This window comes from Nonlabens sp. SCSIO 43208, assembly GCF_050703575.1.
GTDB lineage: Bacteria > Bacteroidota > Bacteroidia > Flavobacteriales > Flavobacteriaceae > Nonlabens > Nonlabens tegetincola.
On sequence record NZ_CP065365.1, the window covers coordinates 2,836,505 to 2,858,029 of the forward strand.

General features: G+C 39.9%; 8 protein-coding genes, 4 tRNA genes, 6 rRNA genes and 1 pseudogene. 2 read left to right on the forward strand and 17 right to left on the reverse strand.

Annotated elements, in window-relative coordinates; translation table 11 throughout:
* Positions 1 to 53 precede the first annotated feature (53 nt).
* Entirely contained in the window at positions 54 to 1,661 is a 1,608-nt protein-coding gene (bshC, locus tag I5168_RS13100; RefSeq protein WP_431472063.1) for a bacillithiol biosynthesis cysteine-adding enzyme BshC, read from the reverse strand.
* Positions 1,662 to 1,729: 68 nt separating this feature from the next.
* Positions 1,730 to 3,025, reverse strand: a complete 1,296-nt coding sequence (gene fahA, locus I5168_RS13105) for a fumarylacetoacetase (protein WP_105018587.1) — start codon at positions 3,023 to 3,025, stop codon at positions 1,730 to 1,732.
* Positions 3,026 to 3,123: 98 nt separating this feature from the next.
* Between fahA and glyA (I5168_RS13110) the strand changes: the two genes are divergently transcribed.
* On the forward strand, positions 3,124 to 4,401 hold the full coding sequence (gene glyA, locus I5168_RS13110) for a serine hydroxymethyltransferase (RefSeq protein WP_431472064.1): 1,278 nt from the start codon (positions 3,124 to 3,126) through the stop codon (positions 4,399 to 4,401).
* Positions 4,402 to 4,532: 131 nt separating this feature from the next.
* Here the strand turns inward: glyA (I5168_RS13110) and rrf (I5168_RS13115) are convergent.
* From rrf (I5168_RS13115) to I5168_RS13135, 5 genes are all read right to left on the reverse strand, one after another.
* Positions 4,533 to 4,640: ribosomal RNA gene (rrf, locus tag I5168_RS13115) — 5S ribosomal RNA — on the reverse strand.
* 80 nt (positions 4,641 to 4,720) lie between these two features.
* A 23S ribosomal RNA gene (locus I5168_RS13120) occupies positions 4,721 to 7,534 on the reverse strand.
* Between the two features lie 140 nt (positions 7,535 to 7,674).
* Positions 7,675 to 7,748: transfer RNA gene (locus I5168_RS13125), tRNA-Ala, on the reverse strand.
* Between the two features lie 133 nt (positions 7,749 to 7,881).
* Positions 7,882 to 7,955 (reverse strand) — tRNA-Ile (locus I5168_RS13130).
* Positions 7,956 to 8,071: 116 nt separating this feature from the next.
* A 16S ribosomal RNA gene (locus I5168_RS13135) occupies positions 8,072 to 9,597 on the reverse strand.
* 449 nt (positions 9,598 to 10,046) lie between these two features.
* Between I5168_RS13135 and glyA (I5168_RS13140) the strand changes: the two are divergent.
* A pseudogene (gene glyA / locus I5168_RS13140) lies at positions 10,047 to 10,598 on the forward strand (serine hydroxymethyltransferase); the annotation flags it as partial.
* Between the two features lie 131 nt (positions 10,599 to 10,729).
* Here the strand turns inward: glyA (I5168_RS13140) and rrf (I5168_RS13145) are convergent.
* The 10 genes from rrf (I5168_RS13145) to I5168_RS13190 form a co-directional block, all read right to left on the reverse strand.
* Positions 10,730 to 10,837 (reverse strand): 5S ribosomal RNA (gene rrf, locus I5168_RS13145).
* Positions 10,838 to 10,917: 80 nt separating this feature from the next.
* Positions 10,918 to 13,731, reverse strand: a 23S ribosomal RNA gene (locus I5168_RS13150).
* Positions 13,732 to 13,871: 140 nt separating this feature from the next.
* Positions 13,872 to 13,945: transfer RNA gene (locus I5168_RS13155), tRNA-Ala, on the reverse strand.
* A gap of 133 nt (positions 13,946 to 14,078) precedes the next feature.
* A tRNA-Ile gene (locus tag I5168_RS13160) sits at positions 14,079 to 14,152 on the reverse strand.
* A 116-nt stretch (positions 14,153 to 14,268) separates the two neighbouring features.
* Positions 14,269 to 15,794 (reverse strand): 16S ribosomal RNA (locus I5168_RS13165).
* Together the 16S, 23S and 5S rRNA genes with 4 tRNA genes alongside form the textbook arrangement of a ribosomal RNA operon.
* Before the next feature lie 478 nt (positions 15,795 to 16,272).
* Positions 16,273 to 17,607: an MATE family efflux transporter gene (locus tag I5168_RS13170; RefSeq protein WP_431472065.1), complete on the reverse strand. Its 1,335-nt coding sequence runs from the start codon at positions 17,605 to 17,607 to the stop codon at positions 16,273 to 16,275.
* Between the two features lie 121 nt (positions 17,608 to 17,728).
* Positions 17,729 to 18,613, reverse strand: a complete 885-nt coding sequence (locus I5168_RS13175; protein WP_167341658.1) for a PPK2 family polyphosphate kinase — start codon at positions 18,611 to 18,613, stop codon at positions 17,729 to 17,731.
* Positions 18,613 to 19,776, reverse strand: coding sequence for a sigma-54-dependent transcriptional regulator (locus I5168_RS13180; protein WP_167341657.1), 1,164 nt, complete (start codon positions 19,774 to 19,776; stop codon positions 18,613 to 18,615). The genes I5168_RS13175 and I5168_RS13180 overlap by 1 nt, the downstream gene beginning before the upstream one ends.
* Positions 19,776 to 20,663 (reverse strand): DUF6268 family outer membrane beta-barrel protein, encoded by an 888-nt coding sequence (locus I5168_RS13185; protein ID WP_244895670.1) that lies wholly within the window; start codon positions 20,661 to 20,663, stop codon positions 19,776 to 19,778. Before I5168_RS13185 ends, I5168_RS13180 begins: the two co-directional genes overlap by 1 nt.
* A complete protein-coding gene (locus I5168_RS13190) occupies positions 20,644 to 21,525 on the reverse strand; it encodes a mechanosensitive ion channel family protein (protein ID WP_167341656.1) in 882 nt (293 codons plus the stop codon). Before I5168_RS13190 ends, I5168_RS13185 begins: the two co-directional genes overlap by 20 nt.

Sequence of the window (21,525 nt, forward strand, 5' to 3'; positions counted from 1 at the left end):
GCCATCAGGCTTTTAAATAATTGTCATCAGGTTTTGTTAACAACTATATCTTATCAATCAGGTAATTCAATCACCGTAAACCTTAAATCAAATGGATTTAAATTACTCTTCAGTTTTTCCAGCCATTGAGAACCGTATTTTTCATAAAAGGATGAAAAATTAAGAACTCTCTCTTGTAAATTACCATTAGGAAACAACTGTTCTTGCAGCTTTAATGCTCTTTCATTCACATCCTTTAATTTACGTTTTTGAGCTGTAAGGAGTCTCTTTTCTAAATTTTCAAGACCTTTTATCTGTTTACGCTCTTGTGCTGCCACTGCTCCATAAAATGAGTGATCTGTTTTTGTCGCTATTTCATACAAATCCTGAAATTGCTTTTTAAGATGACTCTTCTGATTAGAAAAATCTATTTCAATCTCACTATGCAAATTGGTAACCTTTTCTTTGAGCTCGTCCGGATGTAAAAACAATTCTTGCACAGACAATTTGAGGGCTGTTAATTTTCTAAGCTGCTTTTCAGTTGCAATCAACACACTGTTTCTAAGAAGTAATATTGGAAACGTCACGTTATAACTATCGAACATTTGCTTTAATTGCAACCAGTAGGCCATTTCACCACCACCACCTATATAACACAAATTAGGTAATATAACTTCTTGATAAAGAGGTCTCAATATAACATTAGGTGAAAATCTTTCTGGGTGTTTATTTAGGTCTTCCAAAATTTCCTTCTTGTCAAATTTTAAATCTGTACCGTCAATCGAATAGGTGTTATTTTCATGAGAAATTATTCTAGACCTTAAATTATCCTTTAGATAAAACAAATTGTTCTCTCTAGGGTTTACTTGAACCTTATATTTTTCAGGCCAACTAGCAAGAGTATTGTTCACCTGATTATAAGATTTTTGATCTGTAAATTCCTGTTTAAAAAAAGGAAACATTGTTCTTTTTAGCGTTGTATCGTCAGCGTCTAGAATAAGTAACCCATCATCTTTAAAAAATTGATGAACTAGTACCCTAGTGGCTTCAGATAACGAACTGGTTTTTAAATAGGCTTTTTCAAATGTTTGTAATAATTCCTGAGCGTAATCACTTTTACCCAAAGACAATTCAAGAACTTTATAAACCTTATTTAATTCACGGTTTTCAAATCTACCTACTGCCCCTGTTTGATCTGTTTCGTAAACAATTTTTTTCCCTGCATAGTTAAAGTATTGAATTTCTTCAAAGTCATGATCCTCACTAGCCATCCAGTATACAGGCACAAAATTATACTTGGGATAAAATGACCTTAGTTTGTTGGTTAGGTTTATGGTGTCTATGATTTTATAGAAAAAATATAAAGGACCCGTAAATAGATTTAATTGATGTCCAGTAGTTATTGTGAATGTGTTTTCTTTTTCGAGTAAATCAATATTATACAGAACTTTATCAATATCTTCCAAACCATTGTATTGATCTCTTAGGACTTTTACCAAATTTTGTCGCTCTAGTGATTTTGAAGACCATTCTATGGACTTTTCTTCTATTTGATTTTCAAAATTTTTAATATTTGGAAATCTGTGGTATAAAGATTTAACATCAGGTTTTTCATCTAAATAATCCTTTATTAGGTTAGAAAAATATCTTAGATCTTGATATGAAATATGACAGTCGTCCATTAATCTTACTATAGTTCTTTGAATTGTAGAACAAATTGGAATTGATACGCTTTCGCGAAAGCGTAATATTATTTATTCTTTGTTTTAGGTTCGTAGATTGGTAAAAGCTTATTTGTTACTTCGCCAAAACCTATTCTAAAAGGACCATTATTACAATAACCACGCAATGTAACCGTATCGTTGTCTTGAATAAACTTACGTTCTGTACCATCGTTAAGTTTAACCGGTTTCTCACCTCGCCAGCTCAATTCCAACATACTACCATAACTATCTGGCGTAGGTCCAGAAATAGTTCCACTACCCATTAGATCACCGCTATTCACACTACAACCATTAATGGTATGGTGTGCTAGTTGTTGTGAAATATTCCAATACATGTACTTAAAATTGGATTTACAAACTGTTGTTGGTTTTCCATCTTCTGGGGTTATATCCACTTCTAGATGAATATCAAAACTTTTTTTCCCTTTACTATTAAGGTAATCTAACACAGGTTTCTCCCTTTTAGGACTTTCTACCCTATAAGGTTCCAAAGCATCTAAGGTAACAATCCATGGAGAAATACTACTAGCAAAATTTTTAGCAAGAAATGGACCTAAGGGAACATATTCCCATTTCTGGATATCTCTTGCGCTCCAGTCATTAAATAAAACCATACCAAAAATGTAATCCTCTGCTTCATTTACTGGAATGGGATGTCCTAGATTATTGGCATCAGTAGTTATAAATGCCATTTCTAATTCAAAATCTACTAATTTAGAAGGACCAAATACAGGTGCATCAGAACCTGCTGGCATAGTTTGTCCTTGTGGTCTATGAATATTGATACCAGATGGGATAATTGTACTACTACGCCCATGATATGCTACTGGCATATGCAACCAATTAGGTAAAAGAGCATTTTCGGGATCTCTAAACATGGTTCCAACATTGGTTGCATGTTCTTTACTACTATAAAAATCAGTATAATCACCTATTGAAACTGGCAATTGCATTTCAACTTCGTCCATAGCGAAGATTACTCTATCTCTATGTTCTTTATTGTCCCTTAATTCTGGATTGTTTTTATCAAAAATATCGCCAATTCTATTACGAACTAGTCTCCATGTTTTTTTACCATCCGAAATAAAATCGTTAAGAGTATCCTGCATGAACATGTCATCAGTCAACGGGATCATTGAGAAGTAATTCATTTCTTGCAAGGCACCTAGATCTATGGCATAATCTCCAATCCTTGTACCTATTGTAATTACATTATCTCTAGTCAAAAAAACTCCAAATGGAATATTTTGTATAGGAAAATGAGTATCTTGATTATAGCCGATCCATGATTTTCTATTCGGGTCGTTAGTTTTATTTGGCATACCGTAAGTTATTGTTGTTGAAAAGTACTAATCAAATATATAATTTAAGTATAGATTATATATAGCAACATGTATTTTTGTCAAATAATTAATATAATATGGCACACAGAGATAAGGAAATTTTCAATTTGATTGATCAGGAAAGAATCCGTCAAACAAATGGTATAGAATTAATTGCTAGTGAAAACTATGTAAGCCCAGACGTTCTAGCTGCAGCAGGTTCTATTTTAACTAATAAATATGCAGAAGGCTATCCTGGCAAGAGATACTACGGTGGTTGTGAAATTGTGGATGAAATCGAAAATCTAGCCATAGAAAGAGCTAAAGAATTATTTAATGCAGAATATGTAAATGTTCAACCTCATTCTGGTAGCCAAGCTAACACAGCTGTATTTCATGCTTGCCTTTCTCCTGGTGATAAAATACTAGGATTTGATTTAGCTCATGGTGGTCATTTAACACATGGTTCACCTGTGAACTTTTCTGGAAAACTTTATCAAACATCCTTCTACGGTGTTAATAAGGAATCTGGTTTACTTAACTACGATAACATCGAGAAAATAGCAGAAGCTGAAAAACCTAAACTTATAATAGCTGGTGCTAGTGCTTATAGTAGAGATATTGACTACAAAAGATTTAGAGAAATCGCAGATAAAATTGGAGCTATACTACTAGCAGATATTGCACATCCCGCTGGACTAATTGCCAAAGGTATTCTAAATGATGCAGTCTTATACGCTCACATCTGTACGTCAACTACTCACAAAACATTAAGAGGTCCACGAGGAGGAATTATTATAATGGGTAAGGATTTTGAAAATCCATTTGATCAACGTTTGAAGAGCGGTAAATTGAAAAAGATGTCATCATTGTTAAACAGTGCTGTATTTCCTGGTAATCAAGGAGGTCCTTTAGAGCATATAATCGCTGCTAAAGCAGTGGCATTTAAAGAGGCACTCTCTGATGATTTTCTTCATTACATGGTTCAAGTAAAGAAAAATGCACAAACACTCGCAAGTGCCTTAATCGATAAAGGGTTTAATATTATTTCTGATGGTACAGATAACCATATGATGTTAATCGATTTAAGAAACAAAGGCATTACGGGTAAAGACGCAGAAGAGCTTCTTGGTAAGATAGATATAACCGTAAATAAAAATATGGTGCCGTTTGACGACCAGTCACCGTTTATAACAAGTGGTATACGCATAGGAACTGCAGCTGTAACAACAAGAGGATTGAAAGAAGATCAAATGAGTCTAATATCTCAATATATAAGTGACGCAATCACAAATAAAGACGATGAGAGTAAATTAAAATCTATAAAAGAACAAATCAATTTGATGATGAGCACATATTCTTTATTTCAACTCTAAAGAACATATTAATAGAATACAATAAAAGGCTGTTATTAAATAAATAATAACAGCCTTTTATTTAATTTATTTCTAATTAGAAAAAATTTACCACAACAAAAAACCCTTATCAAATTGATAAGGGTTTTAAAAGAAGGCGGCGACATACTCTCCCACAAATGCAGTACCATCTGCGCTAATGGGCTTAACTTCTCTGTTCGGAATGGTAAGAGGTGAGCCCCATTGCTATAACCACCTTAAAGGTTTCAGTTAAATTAAAATAATCCAACTGTATATGTTGACATTTTGAAAAGTTCAAAATCAATACAAGTAGATAGAGGTATCTAAGCTTACGGGTAATTAGTATCACTCGGCTATGACATTACTGCCTTTACACCTATGACCTATCAACGTGGTAGTCTCCCACGACCCTTTAAAGAAATCTCATCTTGTGATGGGTTTCGCGCTTATATGCTTTCAGCGCTTATCCCTTCCCGACGTAGCTACCCAGCAATGCCCCTGGCGGAACAACTGGTAGACCAGCGGTCAGTCCAACTCGGTCCTCTCGTACTAAAGTCAGATTCACTCAAATTTCTAGCGCCCACTACAGATAGAGACCGAACTGTCTCACGACGTTCTGAACCCAGCTCGCGTGCCACTTTAATGGGCGAACAGCCCAACCCTTGGGACCTTCTCCAGCCCCAGGATGTGACGAGCCGACATCGAGGTGCCAAACCCCCCCGTCGATGTGAGCTCTTGGGGGAGATCAGCCTGTTATCCCCGGCGTACCTTTTATCCTTTGAGCGATGGCCCTTCCATGCGGAACCACCGGATCACTATGCTCTTGTTTCCAACCTGATCGACCTGTATGTCTCTCAGTCAAGCTTCCTTATGCCATTGCACTCTACGCACGGTTACCAAGCGTGCTGAGGAAACCTTTAGAAGCCTCCGTTACTCTTTTGGAGGCGACCACCCCAGTCAAACTACCCACCAAGCAATGTCCCCATTTCTGGGTTAGATTTCAAATAAGCAAAGGGTGGTATTTCAACAATGACTCCACAACGCCTGGCGACGTCACTTCATAGTCTCCCACCTATCCTACACATTACTTATCCAAAATCAATACTAAGCTATAGTAAAGGTGCACGGGGTCTTTTCGTCCCGTAGCGGGTAATCGGCATCTTCACCGATACTACAATTTCACCGAGCTCATGGCTGAGACAGTATCCAAATCGTTACACCATTCGTGCAGGTCGGAACTTACCCGACAAGGAATTTCGCTACCTTAGGACCGTTATAGTTACGGCCGCCGTTTACTGGGGCTTCAATTCAGATCTTCGCCGAAGCTAAACCCTCCTCTTAACCTTCCAGCACCGGGCAGGTGTCAGGCCCTATACTTCATCTTTCGATTTTGCAGAGCCCTGTGTTTTTGATAAACAGTCGCTTGGATCTTTTCACTGCGCCCTATTAAATAGGGGACCTTTCTCCCGAAGTTACAGGTCTATTTTGCCTAGTTCCTTAGCCATGAATCACTCGAGCACCTTAGAATTCTCATCCCAACCACCTGTGTCGGTTTACGGTACGGGCTGCTTCACTTGCTTTTCTTGGAAGTTGCTCCTCTGGATTATCCACGTAGCCGTAGCCTTGTGGTACTATCCCAACCTTAACAGTTGGTTCAACGTACATTTCCGTCAGTACGCACCAAATTCACACCTCCGTCACTTTTATTGTGAGCAGGTACAGGAATATTAACCTGTTATCCATCCACTTCCCCGTTCGGGTACGCGTTAGGACCCGACTAACCCTCAGCTGATTAGCATAGCTGAGGAAACCTTGGTCTTTCGGTGAGGGGGTTTCTCGCCCCCTTTATCGTTACTTATGCCTACATTTTCGTTTCTAATCGTTCCAGCAAACCTCACAGTTCACCTTCAACACAATTAGAATGCTCTCCTACCACTCTCAATGGAGTCCATAGCTTCGGTAGTATGTTTATGCCCGATTATCATCCATGCCGTACCGCTCGACTAGTGAGCTGTTACGCACTCTTTAAATGAATGGCTGCTTCCAAGCCAACATCCTAGCTGTCTAAGCAGTACAACCTCGTTTTTTCAACTTAACATACATTTTGGGACCTTAGCTGATGGTCTGGGTTCTTTCCCTTTCGGACATGGACCTTAGCACCCATGCCCTCACTGCTGATCATCATTTTATAGCATTCGGAGTTTGTCAGGAATTGGTAGGCGGTGAAGCCCCCGCATCCAATCAGTAGCTCTACCTCTATAAAACTAAATCAACGCTGCACCTAAATGCATTTCGGAGAGTACGAGCTATTTCCGAGTTTGATTGGCCTTTCACCCCTACCCACAGGTCATCCGAAGACTTTTCAACGTCAACCGGTTCGGGCCTCCACTGTGTGTTACCACAGCTTCACCCTGCCCATGGGTAGATCACACGGTTTCGCGTCTACCACTACTAACTATAGCGCCCTATTCAGACTCGCTTTCGCTACGGCTCCGTGTCTGAAACACTTAACCTTGCTAGCAACGGTAACTCGTAGGCTCATTATGCAAAAGGCACGCCGTCACCCGAAGGCTCCGACCGCTTGTAAGCGTATGGTTTCAGGTTCTTTTTCACTCCCTTATTCAGGGTTCTTTTCACCTTTCCCTCACGGTACTGGTTCACTATCGGTCTCTCAGGAGTATTTAGCCTTAGCGGATGGTCCCGCTAGATTCATACAGGGTTTCCCGTGCCCCGCACTACTCAGGATACTACTATCAATAACTAAAATTACCAATACAGGGCTATCACCTTCTTTGGCTCCTCTTTCCAAAGGATTCTTATTCTTTTAGCATCAAATATTGTAGTCCTACAACCCCAATTAGGCCGTAACCTAATTGGTTTGGGCTTTTCCGCGTTCGCTCGCCACTACTAACGGAATCACTATTGTTTTCTCTTCCTCCGGCTACTTAGATGTTTCAGTTCACCGGGTTTGCTCCATTACTGGTGACATGTCTTCAACATGCCGGGTTGCCCCATTCGGAAATCTGCGGATCACATCGTATGTGCCAATCCCCGCAGCTTATCGCAGCTTATCACGTCCTTCATCGCCTCTGAGAGCCTAGGCATCCCCCATACGCCCTTATTTGCTTATGATACCTATTACTATACAACGATATATAGTAATATTATTTTTTCTATCTTGTATTAATCCTAATTAATATTAGAACTAATGCTCGTTTTGATCTTTTCAAAATGTCAATGAACGTTTAATGATTAATCTCTACTAATCATTCGTGGAGAATATCGGAGTCGAACCGATGACCTCCTGCGTGCAAGGCAGGCGCTCTAGCCAGCTGAGCTAATTCCCCATGACGAATCCTAAATACTGAATTCAGAATATCGAATTTAGAATCCTCAACCTCTAGAATTTCCATTAAAATTCTATAAATGAACTTTATCTCTTAGCTATAATTATCTACTCAATAACTACCTAAGACATCGTAGTCTCAGGCAGACTCGAACTGCCGACCTCTACATTATCAGTGTAGCGCTCTAACCAGCTGAGCTATGAGACTGAGTGTCTTGCGACTATTTCTTGATTGACTTGCTTTTTAAAATAAACACACACTAATTGAGTGTTAAAGGTCTTGAAACTATCCCTTGTTTCGTTCCATTATTTCAGGAACTCCAGAAAGGAGGTGTTCCAGCCGCACCTTCCGGTACGGCTACCTTGTTACGACTTAGCCCCAGTTACTAGTTTTACCCTAGGCAGCTCCTTTCGGTCACCGACTTCAGGCACCCCCAGCTTCCATGGCTTGACGGGCGGTGTGTACAAGGCCCGGGAACGTATTCACCGCATCATGGCTGATATGCGATTACTAGCGATTCCAGCTTCACGCAGTCGAGTTGCAGACTGCGATCCGAACTGAGATAGGGTTTGTAGATTCGCTCCTTCTCGCGAAGTGGCTGCTCTCTGTCCCTACCATTGTAGCACGTGTGTAGCCCAGGACGTAAGGGCCGTGATGATTTGACGTCATCCCCACCTTCCTCACGGTTTGCACCGGCAGTCTCTCTAGAGTCCCCACCATTATGTGCTGGCAACTAGAAATAGGGGTTGCGCTCGTTATAGGACTTAACCTGACACCTCACGGCACGAGCTGACGACAACCATGCAGCACCTTGCAATATGTCCGAAGAAAAATCTGTTTCCAAATCTGTCATACTGCATTTAAGCCCTGGTAAGGTTCCTCGCGTATCATCGAATTAAACCACATGCTCCACCGCTTGTGCGGGCCCCCGTCAATTCCTTTGAGTTTCATTCTTGCGAACGTACTCCCCAGGTGGGTTACTTATCACTTTCGCTTGGCCACTCAGATCTCAATCGATCCAAACAGCTAGTAACCATCGTTTACGGCGTGGACTACCAGGGTATCTAATCCTGTTCGCTCCCCACGCTTTCGTCCATCAGCGTCAATATATTGTTAGTGATCTGCCTTCGCAATCGGTATTCTATGTAATATCTAAGCATTTCACCGCTACACTACATATTCTAACCACTTCACAATAATTCAAGATAACCAGTATCAATGGCAGTGCCGGAGTTGAGCCCCTGCATTTCACCACTGACTTAATTACCCGCCTACGGACCCTTTAAACCCAATGATTCCGGATAACGCTTGCACCCTCCGTATTACCGCGGCTGCTGGCACGGAGTTAGCCGGTGCTTATTCTTACGGTACCGTCAAACAATCACACGTGACTGTATTTCTTCCCGTACAAAAGTAGTTTACAACCCATAGGGCCGTCTTCCTACACGCGGCATGGCTGGATCAGAGTTGCCTCCATTGTCCAATATTCCTCACTGCTGCCTCCCGTAGGAGTCTGGTCCGTGTCTCAGTACCAGTGTGGGGGATCTCCCTCTCAGGACCCCTACCTATCGTTGCCATGGTGAGCCGTTACCTCACCATCTAGCTAATAGGACGCATACCCATCTATTACCGTAACCTTTAATTATTAAATGATGCCATCTTATAATACTATGAGGTATTAATCCAAATTTCTTCGGGCTATCCCTCAGTAATAGGTAGGTTGTATACGCGTTACGCACCCGTGCGCCGGTCGCCATCAGATAGCAAGCTATCTATGCTGCCCCTCGACTTGCATGTGTTAGGCCTGCCGCTAGCGTTCATCCTGAGCCAGGATCAAACTCTTCATCGTAGAATCTTTTAAAGATCATTTATTAGAATAATTCCAAAAACCTCTTTTAAGAACCCTCAATTAGCGTACATGTGTCTATTTTTATTTTCTTACCAATACTTGCCTTTGTATTAATCAATACAAAAACAGTATCGCTGTGCTGTCAATCATTATTTTCAATGAACTACTTCAAAATATCTAGACCGAAAATTTGATGCGAAATCCTCACAATCCGCTACAAATATTTCCAACCTTTTTGAAGAACTATCGCTTTATGTAAACATCATTGTCTCCCAAAGCGGGTGCAAATATACACACACTTTTTCTTACCAAACAAACTTTTACGACAAAAAAATTGAAAAAAATTACAACCCATCCTTAAACACCTTCAAATCACTTACTTACAAAATGAAAAAATCAAAACTTTTTTAATCACAATATATAATCCGTTGTCTAGTCGTAAATAGAAATTTGATCAACGTTTGAAGAGCGGTAAATTGAAAAAGATGTCATCATTGTTAAACAGTGCTGTATTTCCTGGTAATCAAGGAGGTCCTTTAGAGCATATAATCGCTGCTAAAGCAGTGGCATTTAAAGAGGCACTCTCTGATGATTTTCTTCATTACATGGTTCAAGTAAAGAAAAATGCACAAACACTCGCAAGTGCCTTAATCGATAAAGGGTTTAATATTATTTCTGATGGTACAGATAACCATATGATGTTAATCGATTTAAGAAACAAAGGCATTACGGGTAAAGACGCAGAAGAGCTTCTTGGTAAGATAGATATAACCGTAAATAAAAATATGGTGCCGTTTGACGACCAGTCACCGTTTATAACAAGTGGTATACGCATAGGAACTGCAGCTGTAACAACAAGAGGATTGAAAGAAGATCAAATGAGTCTAATATCTCAATATATAAGTGACGCAATCACAAATAAAGACGATGAGAGTAAATTAAAATCTATAAAAGAACAAATCAATTTGATGATGAGCACATATTCTTTATTTCAACTCTAAAGAACATATTAATAGAATACAATAAAAGGCTGTTATTAAATAAATAATAACAGCCTTTTATTTAATTTATTTCTAATTAGAAAAAATTTACCACAACAAAAAACCCTTATCAAATTGATAAGGGTTTTAAAAGAAGGCGGCGACATACTCTCCCACAAATGCAGTACCATCTGCGCTAATGGGCTTAACTTCTCTGTTCGGAATGGTAAGAGGTGAGCCCCATTGCTATAACCACCTTAAAGGTTTCAGTTAAATTAAAATAATCCAACTGTATATGTTGACATTTTGAAAAGTTCAAAATCAATACAAGTAGATAGAGGTATCTAAGCTTACGGGTAATTAGTATCACTCGGCTATGACATTACTGCCTTTACACCTATGACCTATCAACGTGGTAGTCTCCCACGACCCTTTAAAGAAATCTCATCTTGTGATGGGTTTCGCGCTTATATGCTTTCAGCGCTTATCCCTTCCCGACGTAGCTACCCAGCAATGCCCCTGGCGGAACAACTGGTAGACCAGCGGTCAGTCCAACTCGGTCCTCTCGTACTAAAGTCAGATTCACTCAAATTTCTAGCGCCCACTACAGATAGAGACCGAACTGTCTCACGACGTTCTGAACCCAGCTCGCGTGCCACTTTAATGGGCGAACAGCCCAACCCTTGGGACCTTCTCCAGCCCCAGGATGTGACGAGCCGACATCGAGGTGCCAAACCCCCCCGTCGATGTGAGCTCTTGGGGGAGATCAGCCTGTTATCCCCGGCGTACCTTTTATCCTTTGAGCGATGGCCCTTCCATGCGGAACCACCGGATCACTATGCTCTTGTTTCCAACCTGATCGACCTGTATGTCTCTCAGTCAAGCTTCCTTATGCCATTGCACTCTACGCACGGTTACCAAGCGTGCTGAGGAAACCTTTAGAAGCCTCCGTTACTCTTTTGGAGGCGACCACCCCAGTCAAACTACCCACCAAGCAATGTCCCCATTTCTGGGTTAGATTTCAAATAAGCAAAGGGTGGTATTTCAACAATGACTCCACAACGCCTGGCGACGTCACTTCATAGTCTCCCACCTATCCTACACATTACTTATCCAAAATCAATACTAAGCTATAGTAAAGGTGCACGGGGTCTTTTCGTCCCGTAGCGGGTAATCGGCATCTTCACCGATACTACAATTTCACCGAGCTCATGGCTGAGACAGTATCCAAATCGTTACACCATTCGTGCAGGTCGGAACTTACCCGACAAGGAATTTCGCTACCTTAGGACCGTTATAGTTACGGCCGCCGTTTACTGGGGCTTCAATTCAGATCTTCGCCGAAGCTAAACCCTCCTCTTAACCTTCCAGCACCGGGCAGGTGTCAGGCCCTATACTTCATCTTTCGATTTTGCAGAGCCCTGTGTTTTTGATAAACAGTCGCTTGGATCTTTTCACTGCGCCCTATTAAATAGGGGACCTTTCTCCCGAAGTTACAGGTCTATTTTGCCTAGTTCCTTAGCCATGAATCACTCGAGCACCTTAGAATTCTCATCCCAACCACCTGTGTCGGTTTACGGTACGGGCTGCTTCACTTGCTTTTCTTGGAAGTTGCTCCTCTGGATTATCCACGTAGCCGTAGCCTTGTGGTACTATCCCAACCTTAACAGTTGGTTCAACGTACATTTCCGTCAGTACGCACCAAATTCACACCTCCGTCACTTTTATTGTGAGCAGGTACAGGAATATTAACCTGTTATCCATCCACTTCCCCGTTCGGGTACGCGTTAGGACCCGACTAACCCTCAGCTGATTAGCATAGCTGAGGAAACCTTGGTCTTTCGGTGAGGGGGTTTCTCGCCCCCTTTATCGTTACTTATGCCTACATTTTCGTTTCTAATCGTTCCAGCAAACCTCACAGTTCACCTTCAACACAATTAGAATGCTCTCCTACCACTCTCAATGGAGTCCATAGCTTCGGTAGTATGTTTATGCCCGATTATCATCCATGCCGTACCGCTCGACTAGTGAGCTGTTACGCACTCTTTAAATGAATGGCTGCTTCCAAGCCAACATCCTAGCTGTCTAAGCAGTACAACCTCGTTTTTTCAACTTAACATACATTTTGGGACCTTAGCTGATGGTCTGGGTTCTTTCCCTTTCGGACATGGACCTTAGCACCCATGCCCTCACTGCTGATCATCATTTTATAGCATTCGGAGTTTGTCAGGAATTGGTAGGCGGTGAAGCCCCCGCATCCAATCAGTAGCTCTACCTCTATAAAACTAAATCAACGCTGCACCTAAATGCATTTCGGAGAGTACGAGCTATTTCCGAGTTTGATTGGCCTTTCACCCCTACCCACAGGTCATCCGAAGACTTTTCAACGTCAACCGGTTCGGGCCTCCACTGTGTGTTACCACAGCTTCACCCTGCCCATGGGTAGATCACACGGTTTCGCGTCTACCACTACTAACTATAGCGCCCTATTCAGACTCGCTTTCGCTACGGCTCCGTGTCTGAAACACTTAACCTTGCTAGCAACGGTAACTCGTAGGCTCATTATGCAAAAGGCACGCCGTCACCCGAAGGCTCCGACCGCTTGTAAGCGTATGGTTTCAGGTTCTTTTTCACTCCCTTATTCAGGGTTCTTTTCACCTTTCCCTCACGGTACTGGTTCACTATCGGTCTCTCAGGAGTATTTAGCCTTAGCGGATGGTCCCGCTAGATTCATACAGGGTTTCCCGTGCCCCGCACTACTCAGGATACTACTATCAATAACTAAAATTACCAATACAGGGCTATCACCTTCTTTGGCTCCTCTTTCCAAAGGATTCTTATTCTTTTAGCATCAAATATTGTAGTCCTACAACCCCAATTAGGCCGTAACCTAATTGGTTTGGGCTTTTCCGCGTTCGCTCGCCACTACTAACGGAATCACTATTGTTTTCTCTTCCTCCGGCTACTTAGATGTTTCAGTTCACCGGGTTTGCTCCATTACTGGTGACATGTCTTCAACATGCCGGGTTGCCCCATTCGGAAATCTGCGGATCACATCGTATGTGCCAATCCCCGCAGCTTATCGCAGCTTATCACGTCCTTCATCGCCTCTGAGAGCCTAGGCATCCCCCATACGCCCTTATTTGCTTATGATACCTATTACTATACAACGATATATAGTAATATTATTTTTTCTATCTTGTATTAATCCTAATTAATATTAGAACTAATGCTCGTTTTGATCTTTTCAAAATGTCAATGAACGTTTAATGATTAATCTCTACTAATCATTCGTGGAGAATATCGGAGTCGAACCGATGACCTCCTGCGTGCAAGGCAGGCGCTCTAGCCAGCTGAGCTAATTCCCCATGACGAATCCTAAATACTGAATTCAGAATATCGAATTTAGAATCCTCAACCTCTAGAATTTCCATTAAAATTCTATAAATGAACTTTATCTCTTAGCTATAATTATCTACTCAATAACTACCTAAGACATCGTAGTCTCAGGCAGACTCGAACTGCCGACCTCTACATTATCAGTGTAGCGCTCTAACCAGCTGAGCTATGAGACTGAGTGTCTTGCGACTATTTCTTGATTGACTTGCTTTTTAAAATAAACACACACTAATTGAGTGTTAAAGGTCTTGAAACTATCCCTTGTTTCGTTCCATTATTTCAGGAACTCCAGAAAGGAGGTGTTCCAGCCGCACCTTCCGGTACGGCTACCTTGTTACGACTTAGCCCCAGTTACTAGTTTTACCCTAGGCAGCTCCTTTCGGTCACCGACTTCAGGCACCCCCAGCTTCCATGGCTTGACGGGCGGTGTGTACAAGGCCCGGGAACGTATTCACCGCATCATGGCTGATATGCGATTACTAGCGATTCCAGCTTCACGCAGTCGAGTTGCAGACTGCGATCCGAACTGAGATAGGGTTTGTAGATTCGCTCCTTCTCGCGAAGTGGCTGCTCTCTGTCCCTACCATTGTAGCACGTGTGTAGCCCAGGACGTAAGGGCCGTGATGATTTGACGTCATCCCCACCTTCCTCACGGTTTGCACCGGCAGTCTCTCTAGAGTCCCCACCATTATGTGCTGGCAACTAGAAATAGGGGTTGCGCTCGTTATAGGACTTAACCTGACACCTCACGGCACGAGCTGACGACAACCATGCAGCACCTTGCAATATGTCCGAAGAAAAATCTGTTTCCAAATCTGTCATACTGCATTTAAGCCCTGGTAAGGTTCCTCGCGTATCATCGAATTAAACCACATGCTCCACCGCTTGTGCGGGCCCCCGTCAATTCCTTTGAGTTTCATTCTTGCGAACGTACTCCCCAGGTGGGTTACTTATCACTTTCGCTTGGCCACTCAGATCTCAATCGATCCAAACAGCTAGTAACCATCGTTTACGGCGTGGACTACCAGGGTATCTAATCCTGTTCGCTCCCCACGCTTTCGTCCATCAGCGTCAATATATTGTTAGTGATCTGCCTTCGCAATCGGTATTCTATGTAATATCTAAGCATTTCACCGCTACACTACATATTCTAACCACTTCACAATAATTCAAGATAACCAGTATCAATGGCAGTGCCGGAGTTGAGCCCCTGCATTTCACCACTGACTTAATTACCCGCCTACGGACCCTTTAAACCCAATGATTCCGGATAACGCTTGCACCCTCCGTATTACCGCGGCTGCTGGCACGGAGTTAGCCGGTGCTTATTCTTACGGTACCGTCAAACAATCACACGTGACTGTATTTCTTCCCGTACAAAAGTAGTTTACAACCCATAGGGCCGTCTTCCTACACGCGGCATGGCTGGATCAGAGTTGCCTCCATTGTCCAATATTCCTCACTGCTGCCTCCCGTAGGAGTCTGGTCCGTGTCTCAGTACCAGTGTGGGGGATCTCCCTCTCAGGACCCCTACCTATCGTTGCCATGGTGAGCCGTTACCTCACCATCTAGCTAATAGGACGCATACCCATCTATTACCGTAACCTTTAATTATTAAATGATGCCATCTTATAATACTATGAGGTATTAATCCAAATTTCTTCGGGCTATCCCTCAGTAATAGGTAGGTTGTATACGCGTTACGCACCCGTGCGCCGGTCGCCATCAGATAGCAAGCTATCTATGCTGCCCCTCGACTTGCATGTGTTAGGCCTGCCGCTAGCGTTCATCCTGAGCCAGGATCAAACTCTTCATCGTAGAATCTTTTAAAGATCATTTATTAGAATAATTCCAAAAACCTCTTTTAAGAACCCTCAATTAGCGTACATGTGTCTATTTTTATTTTCTTACCAATACTTGCCTTTGTATTAATCAATACAAAAACAGTATCGCTGTGCTGTCAATCATTATTTTCAATGAACTACTTCAAAATATCTAGACCGAAAATTTGATGCGAAATCCTCACAATCCGCTACAAATATTTCCAACCTTTTTGAAGAACTATCGCTTAATTTAAACATCGTTGTTTCCCAAAGCGGGTGCAAATATACACACACTTTTTCTTACCAAACAAACTTTTATGACAAAAAATTTGAAAAAAATTACAACCCATCCTCAAACACCTTCAAATCATTTACTTACAAAATAAAAAAATCAAAACTTTTTTAATCACAATATATAATCCCTTATCTATTCGTAAATAGACATAATACTTGTACTTTTAAGAAACTTAAAACTACATTGCAATCCTTCTCACTAAATACTTATATCTGAAAAACATCATAGTTGCCGATGATGTTAACGCAATTAATAAGGCTACCCATATACCCATTGAAGATAAATAAGTGTGCAACCCCAAGTAATACGCCAAAGGAAATCCTATGCACCAATAACTTATAAAGCAAAATAAACTAGGGTACCAAACATCATGCAATCCACGCAATAAACCTAAAAGGAAAACTTGTATTCCGTCACTAACCTGAAAAATTGCTGCTATTAGCAATAAATGTGAGGCTATCTGTATAACCTCTGTATCGTTTATATAAATCCAAGGCAGGTAATTTCTTCCGATGAAGAATAAACACATGAATAGGATCTCAATTACTAGAACCATAAAAAATAAGCTTTTTACAATTTGCTTCATGTAAGCGAAATTTCTTTTCCCTAGTTGGTTTCCTACTCGAATAGTAGCTGTAACTCCTAATCCTATACCGAACATAAATGTTAATGCAGATAAATTCAATGCAATTTGATTTGCAGCCTGATGTTTTGTTCCCAACATACCAGATAAAAATATTGCTCCTGTAAAAAGAGACACTTCAAACAACATTTGCAATGCAGTGGGAAATCCTAGCGATAAGATTTTAGTGATATTGGTCTTAGATATAGTTATTGGACCCTTGAATTGTTGATGTAGACTCGGTTTTTGCGAAAGCGAAATATAAATTATTATCACCATGATTATTCTAGAGACTAAAGTACCCCATGCTGCACCTACTAATCCTAATTTTGGAAAACCAAACTCTCCATAAATTAATAGATAGTTCAACATTACGTTTATCACGTTTGCAATAATTGCAGCGTTCATTGCATGTTTAGTAAGACTCAATCCATCAGAAAATTGCTTGAAGGCCTGAAACAACATTAAAGGCACCATGGATATAGAGACAATATGCATGTACGGAATCGCGAGTTCAACAACTTCTTCTGGTTGATCCATGTAAAATAATAGAGGTTCTGCCACTATAAGTAATGCAGTGAGTAATATTCCCATAATAAAGGATAGGAACACTCCGTTGTCTAGAATCCTTTTAACCTTGGTCCAGTTTTCCTGACCTTGTGCTGTAGATACTAATGGCGTTATAGCGAAGGAGAACCCAATACCAATACTTAATGCAATATAGATAAGGGTATTTCCCAAGGATACTGCTGCAAGAGGAGCATCTCCCAGTTTACCTACCATAACATTATCAGCCAACGCTACTAATAAATGAGCTACCTGTCCTAAAACTATAGGATAGGCAATTTTGTAATTAGTTAAAAATTCTTGTTTATATGATACTAGGTTCACGCCAGTTTTTTTTGTTATTAAGGCGCCAAAACTAAACAATCAAATGCTCACGATAACATATTAAGGTACTTTAGTCACATCAATAGAATTAAAAAATTCAAGGTTAGAATGTAACTAGAATTTATTCCTCGTTTTCTAATTGGCTGATATAACTCTGAATATTAGCAGCTTTATCCATGTCTAATTTAGGTGGTTGTATCTCACTAAATTGTTGCAGTGTTTGATTCAAAACCTCAGCAACTATTAATCTTGCCATTGGTTTATTATCTGACGGCACTACATACCACGGTGCGTATGTTGTCGAAGTATTTTTTATAGCGTCTTGATAACAATCCATATATTTACCCCAAAGTTTCCTCTCTGCTAGATCTCCATCTGAAAACTTCCAGTTTTTTTCTGGTATGTGCAATCTCCTTAATAAGCGATTTTTTTGTTCTTGCTTGCTGATATTCAAAAAGAACTTAAATATAAAGGTACCATTTTGCGTAAGTTCTTTTTCGAAATTGTTGATTTGTTCAAATCGCATACTCCAAAAATCAGAATTAGCATCGCTAGGATCATTAAAATCAGGGAGATTTTCTCCCATCAGGTATTCTGGATGTACTCTAGTCACCAACACATTTTCATAATGCGTTCTATTAAAAATTCCAAAATGACCTTTTGAAGGTAAAGCTATATAGTGACGCCATAAGTATCCATGTGAACGTTCTAAATCGGTAGGTACTTTAAAACTATAATGTTCAACACCTCTCACATTAAAGTCTTTAAAAACTTCTCTTACTAAGCTATCCTTTCCTGCCGTATCCATACCTTGAAAACAGACCAGTACAGCGTGTTTGTCATGGGCATACATTCTAGCCTGGAAATGTGCTAATTCTCTTCTAACCTTAGCTAGCCTTTTTTTTGCCTCTTTTTTTTCTAAAATATCTAAAGGTAAGGTAGGATGAGATGACAGGTTAAAAGTAGAGTCAACTTTAAAATCTGATGGCGTTACGTTGAATTCCATTATTTACTTGCAAATAGTTTGACATCATTTTCACTAATCTCTTCTCCTCCTAATATGATTAGTCGTTCCACTACATTACGTAATTCTCTAATATTTCCCGTCCAATCATATTCTTGCAATAATTTAATTGCATTAGCATGAAACTCTTTTCTCGAACCACCTTGTTCCTGAGCTATTTTTTGTGCAAAGTGCTCTACCAATAAGGGTATATCATCACGTCGATCATTCAGTGATGGAACGTTTATTAAAATCACAGCTAATCTATGATATAGATCTTCTCTAAATCTTTTTTCTTCAATTTCTTTTTTTAGATCCTTATTTGTAGCTGCAAGAATTCTCACATTTACCTGTATATCCTTATCACTACCTACTCGTTGAATTCTATTTTCTTGTAACGCTCGTAAAACTTTGGCTTGAGCAGGCAATGACATATCACCTATTTCATCGAGAAAAATGGTTCCGCCATTTGCGGCTTCAAATTTTCCTGCACGATCTTTATTTGCTCCAGTAAAGCTACCTTTAACATGACCAAAGAGCTCACTTTCTATGAGTTCACTAGGAATAGCGGCACAATTAACTTCAATGAATGGCTTTTTTGAACGATCACTTTTTTCATGTAACCAGTGAGCCACAAGTTCTTTACCTGTACCATTCCCACCGGTTATTAAAACTCGGGCATCTGTAGGAGCTACTTTCTCAATAATATTTTTGATTATTGAAATTAATTCGCTCTCACCAATCATCTCGTAATTCTTACTTACCTTTTTCTTTAACCGCTTATTTTCTACGACTAGAGTTTTACGATCTAAGGCGTTGCGCACAGTATTCAACAACCTATTTAAATCTGGTGGTTTTGAAATGTAATCAAAAGCTCCTAATCTCATAGTTTGAACAGCAGTATCTAAATCACCATGTCCAGAAATCATTACTACAGGAGTTTCGGGCTTAATTTTTTGAACAGCTTCCAAAACCTCTACTCCATCCATTTTGGGCATTTTTATATCACAAAGTACCAGATCATAATCGTTGTCCTTTATAAGGTCCATACCTGCAAGACCATCCTCGGCTTCAGTGATTTTGTAATTCTTATCCTCTTCACTTAATATTTTACCCAGCACTCTTCTAATTGCGCTTTCATCTTCTATAATAAGTATTTGTGCCATTAAATTTGAAATTTTATACCTGCTCTAGAATAAAATGTATTGCTGCTATTAATAGTGCGCACATCTTCTCCATCTGCATCTCTTAATCTTATATCGTTAAAGATAGTGTATCCTGCATATACATAAAATGAAATATGCTTTGTTAAGTTATATGTATAACCTGGTCCCATCATGGCAGTTGTCATACTTATATTATCAGCAACTCCATTAATTGTGTTTACGTCGTTTTGAATATTAGCATAAAAACCATCTAATCTTGCATATAATTGTACACTATGTTGATCGTTAAATCTATATCTTAAATTCATTTTGGGAGCTCCTATACTATAGCTCCAATCTGTTGCAAACTCTCTGTAATAATTTACGTAAGGTAATGGGAATGGTCGACCAACCGTTGTTGAGTACTGCACACCTAATACAAGTCGCCATGGTTTTCCACCATCTGTTCGTTTTTTCATGTCCTTGATGAAGTAAGCACTTCCTGTAAAAAACAAATCTTCACTTATTGGCTTTGCCTCATCAAAATTTGATGCTGCTAATAAACCTACCCTTGCACCAAATCGCCAATTATTCTCCATAGGAAATGTATATCCTAATGCAACTTCAATACTTTCATACCTATCAGTCTTAAGTTGTCTAAATCGTTCATCATCTCTTATTAGTAAGTGAACGTTCCTATATTCTATGAAAGGAACAAGATAGGATTGCTCTTTTACTTTCAAAGGAACATTGACAAAGGTTCTAAATCTCCTAAAGCTATTATCACTATCACTTTGTGGGAAATACGTAAATTCTGTTCTAAATAGATCAGTTGCTTGTGAGTTCGCTTTCGCGAAAGCGAGAACAACAATTATCAGTATTAATATTTTAATCAGTTTTTTCATCATCTTTTTTCCATGTGATATTAGAAGATACTAGGTGTAAATCTCGTTGAGGGAACGGTATTGATATATTGTTTTCTCTAAAAGCTTTGTCAATTTCAAAACGCAGACTACTCTTAATTTTAGGATCGGTAAAAGCATCGCGTACGTAAAAAAACAGTTCAAAATCTAAAGAACTATCTCCAAAATTTTGAAATAGAACCATGGGTTCTGGACTTTTAAGCACTCCTTTTTGATTATTCGCAACCTCGAGTAGTATTTTTTCTACTAGTCGTGTATCACTTCCATAGGCTACTCCTACTCCTACCTTTTCTCTTGTTTTTGCATGATTTTGTGTGTAATTAAAAACAATGTCCGAGAGAAATAAGTGATTAGGTATAATCAATACTTTATCGTCTCTTGTGATGGCTCTCGTACTTCTTAATTTGATTTCAAAAACACGACCCACCTTATCATCCACTTCTATGATGTCATTAACCAGAACCGATTTATCCACGATAATTGTTATACCTGCTATGATATCCTTGAAGAAGTCCTGTAAAGCAAATCCAATCCCGACGAATAACGCTGCACTGGCTGTAAGTAATGCCGTAATATCTGCTCCAGAACTATTCAGTATAACCAGGATAACAATGATGTAAACCAGATAGTTAAAAAACCTGAAAATACTATCAAATTTTAGTTTGTCACTGTGATCCATTTTACGAGTAAGAATTTTTTTCAATACTCTTAAGAGGACCTTGGTTGCAAGTAAAGCAACAATGGCAAGAATCACCATCCATGTGTCTAAATGAAAATCGCCCTTTTCCTTTGCTTCAATTATTTGATAGGTCAAAAAATCTTTGATGGATTGCCAATCTAATTTCAT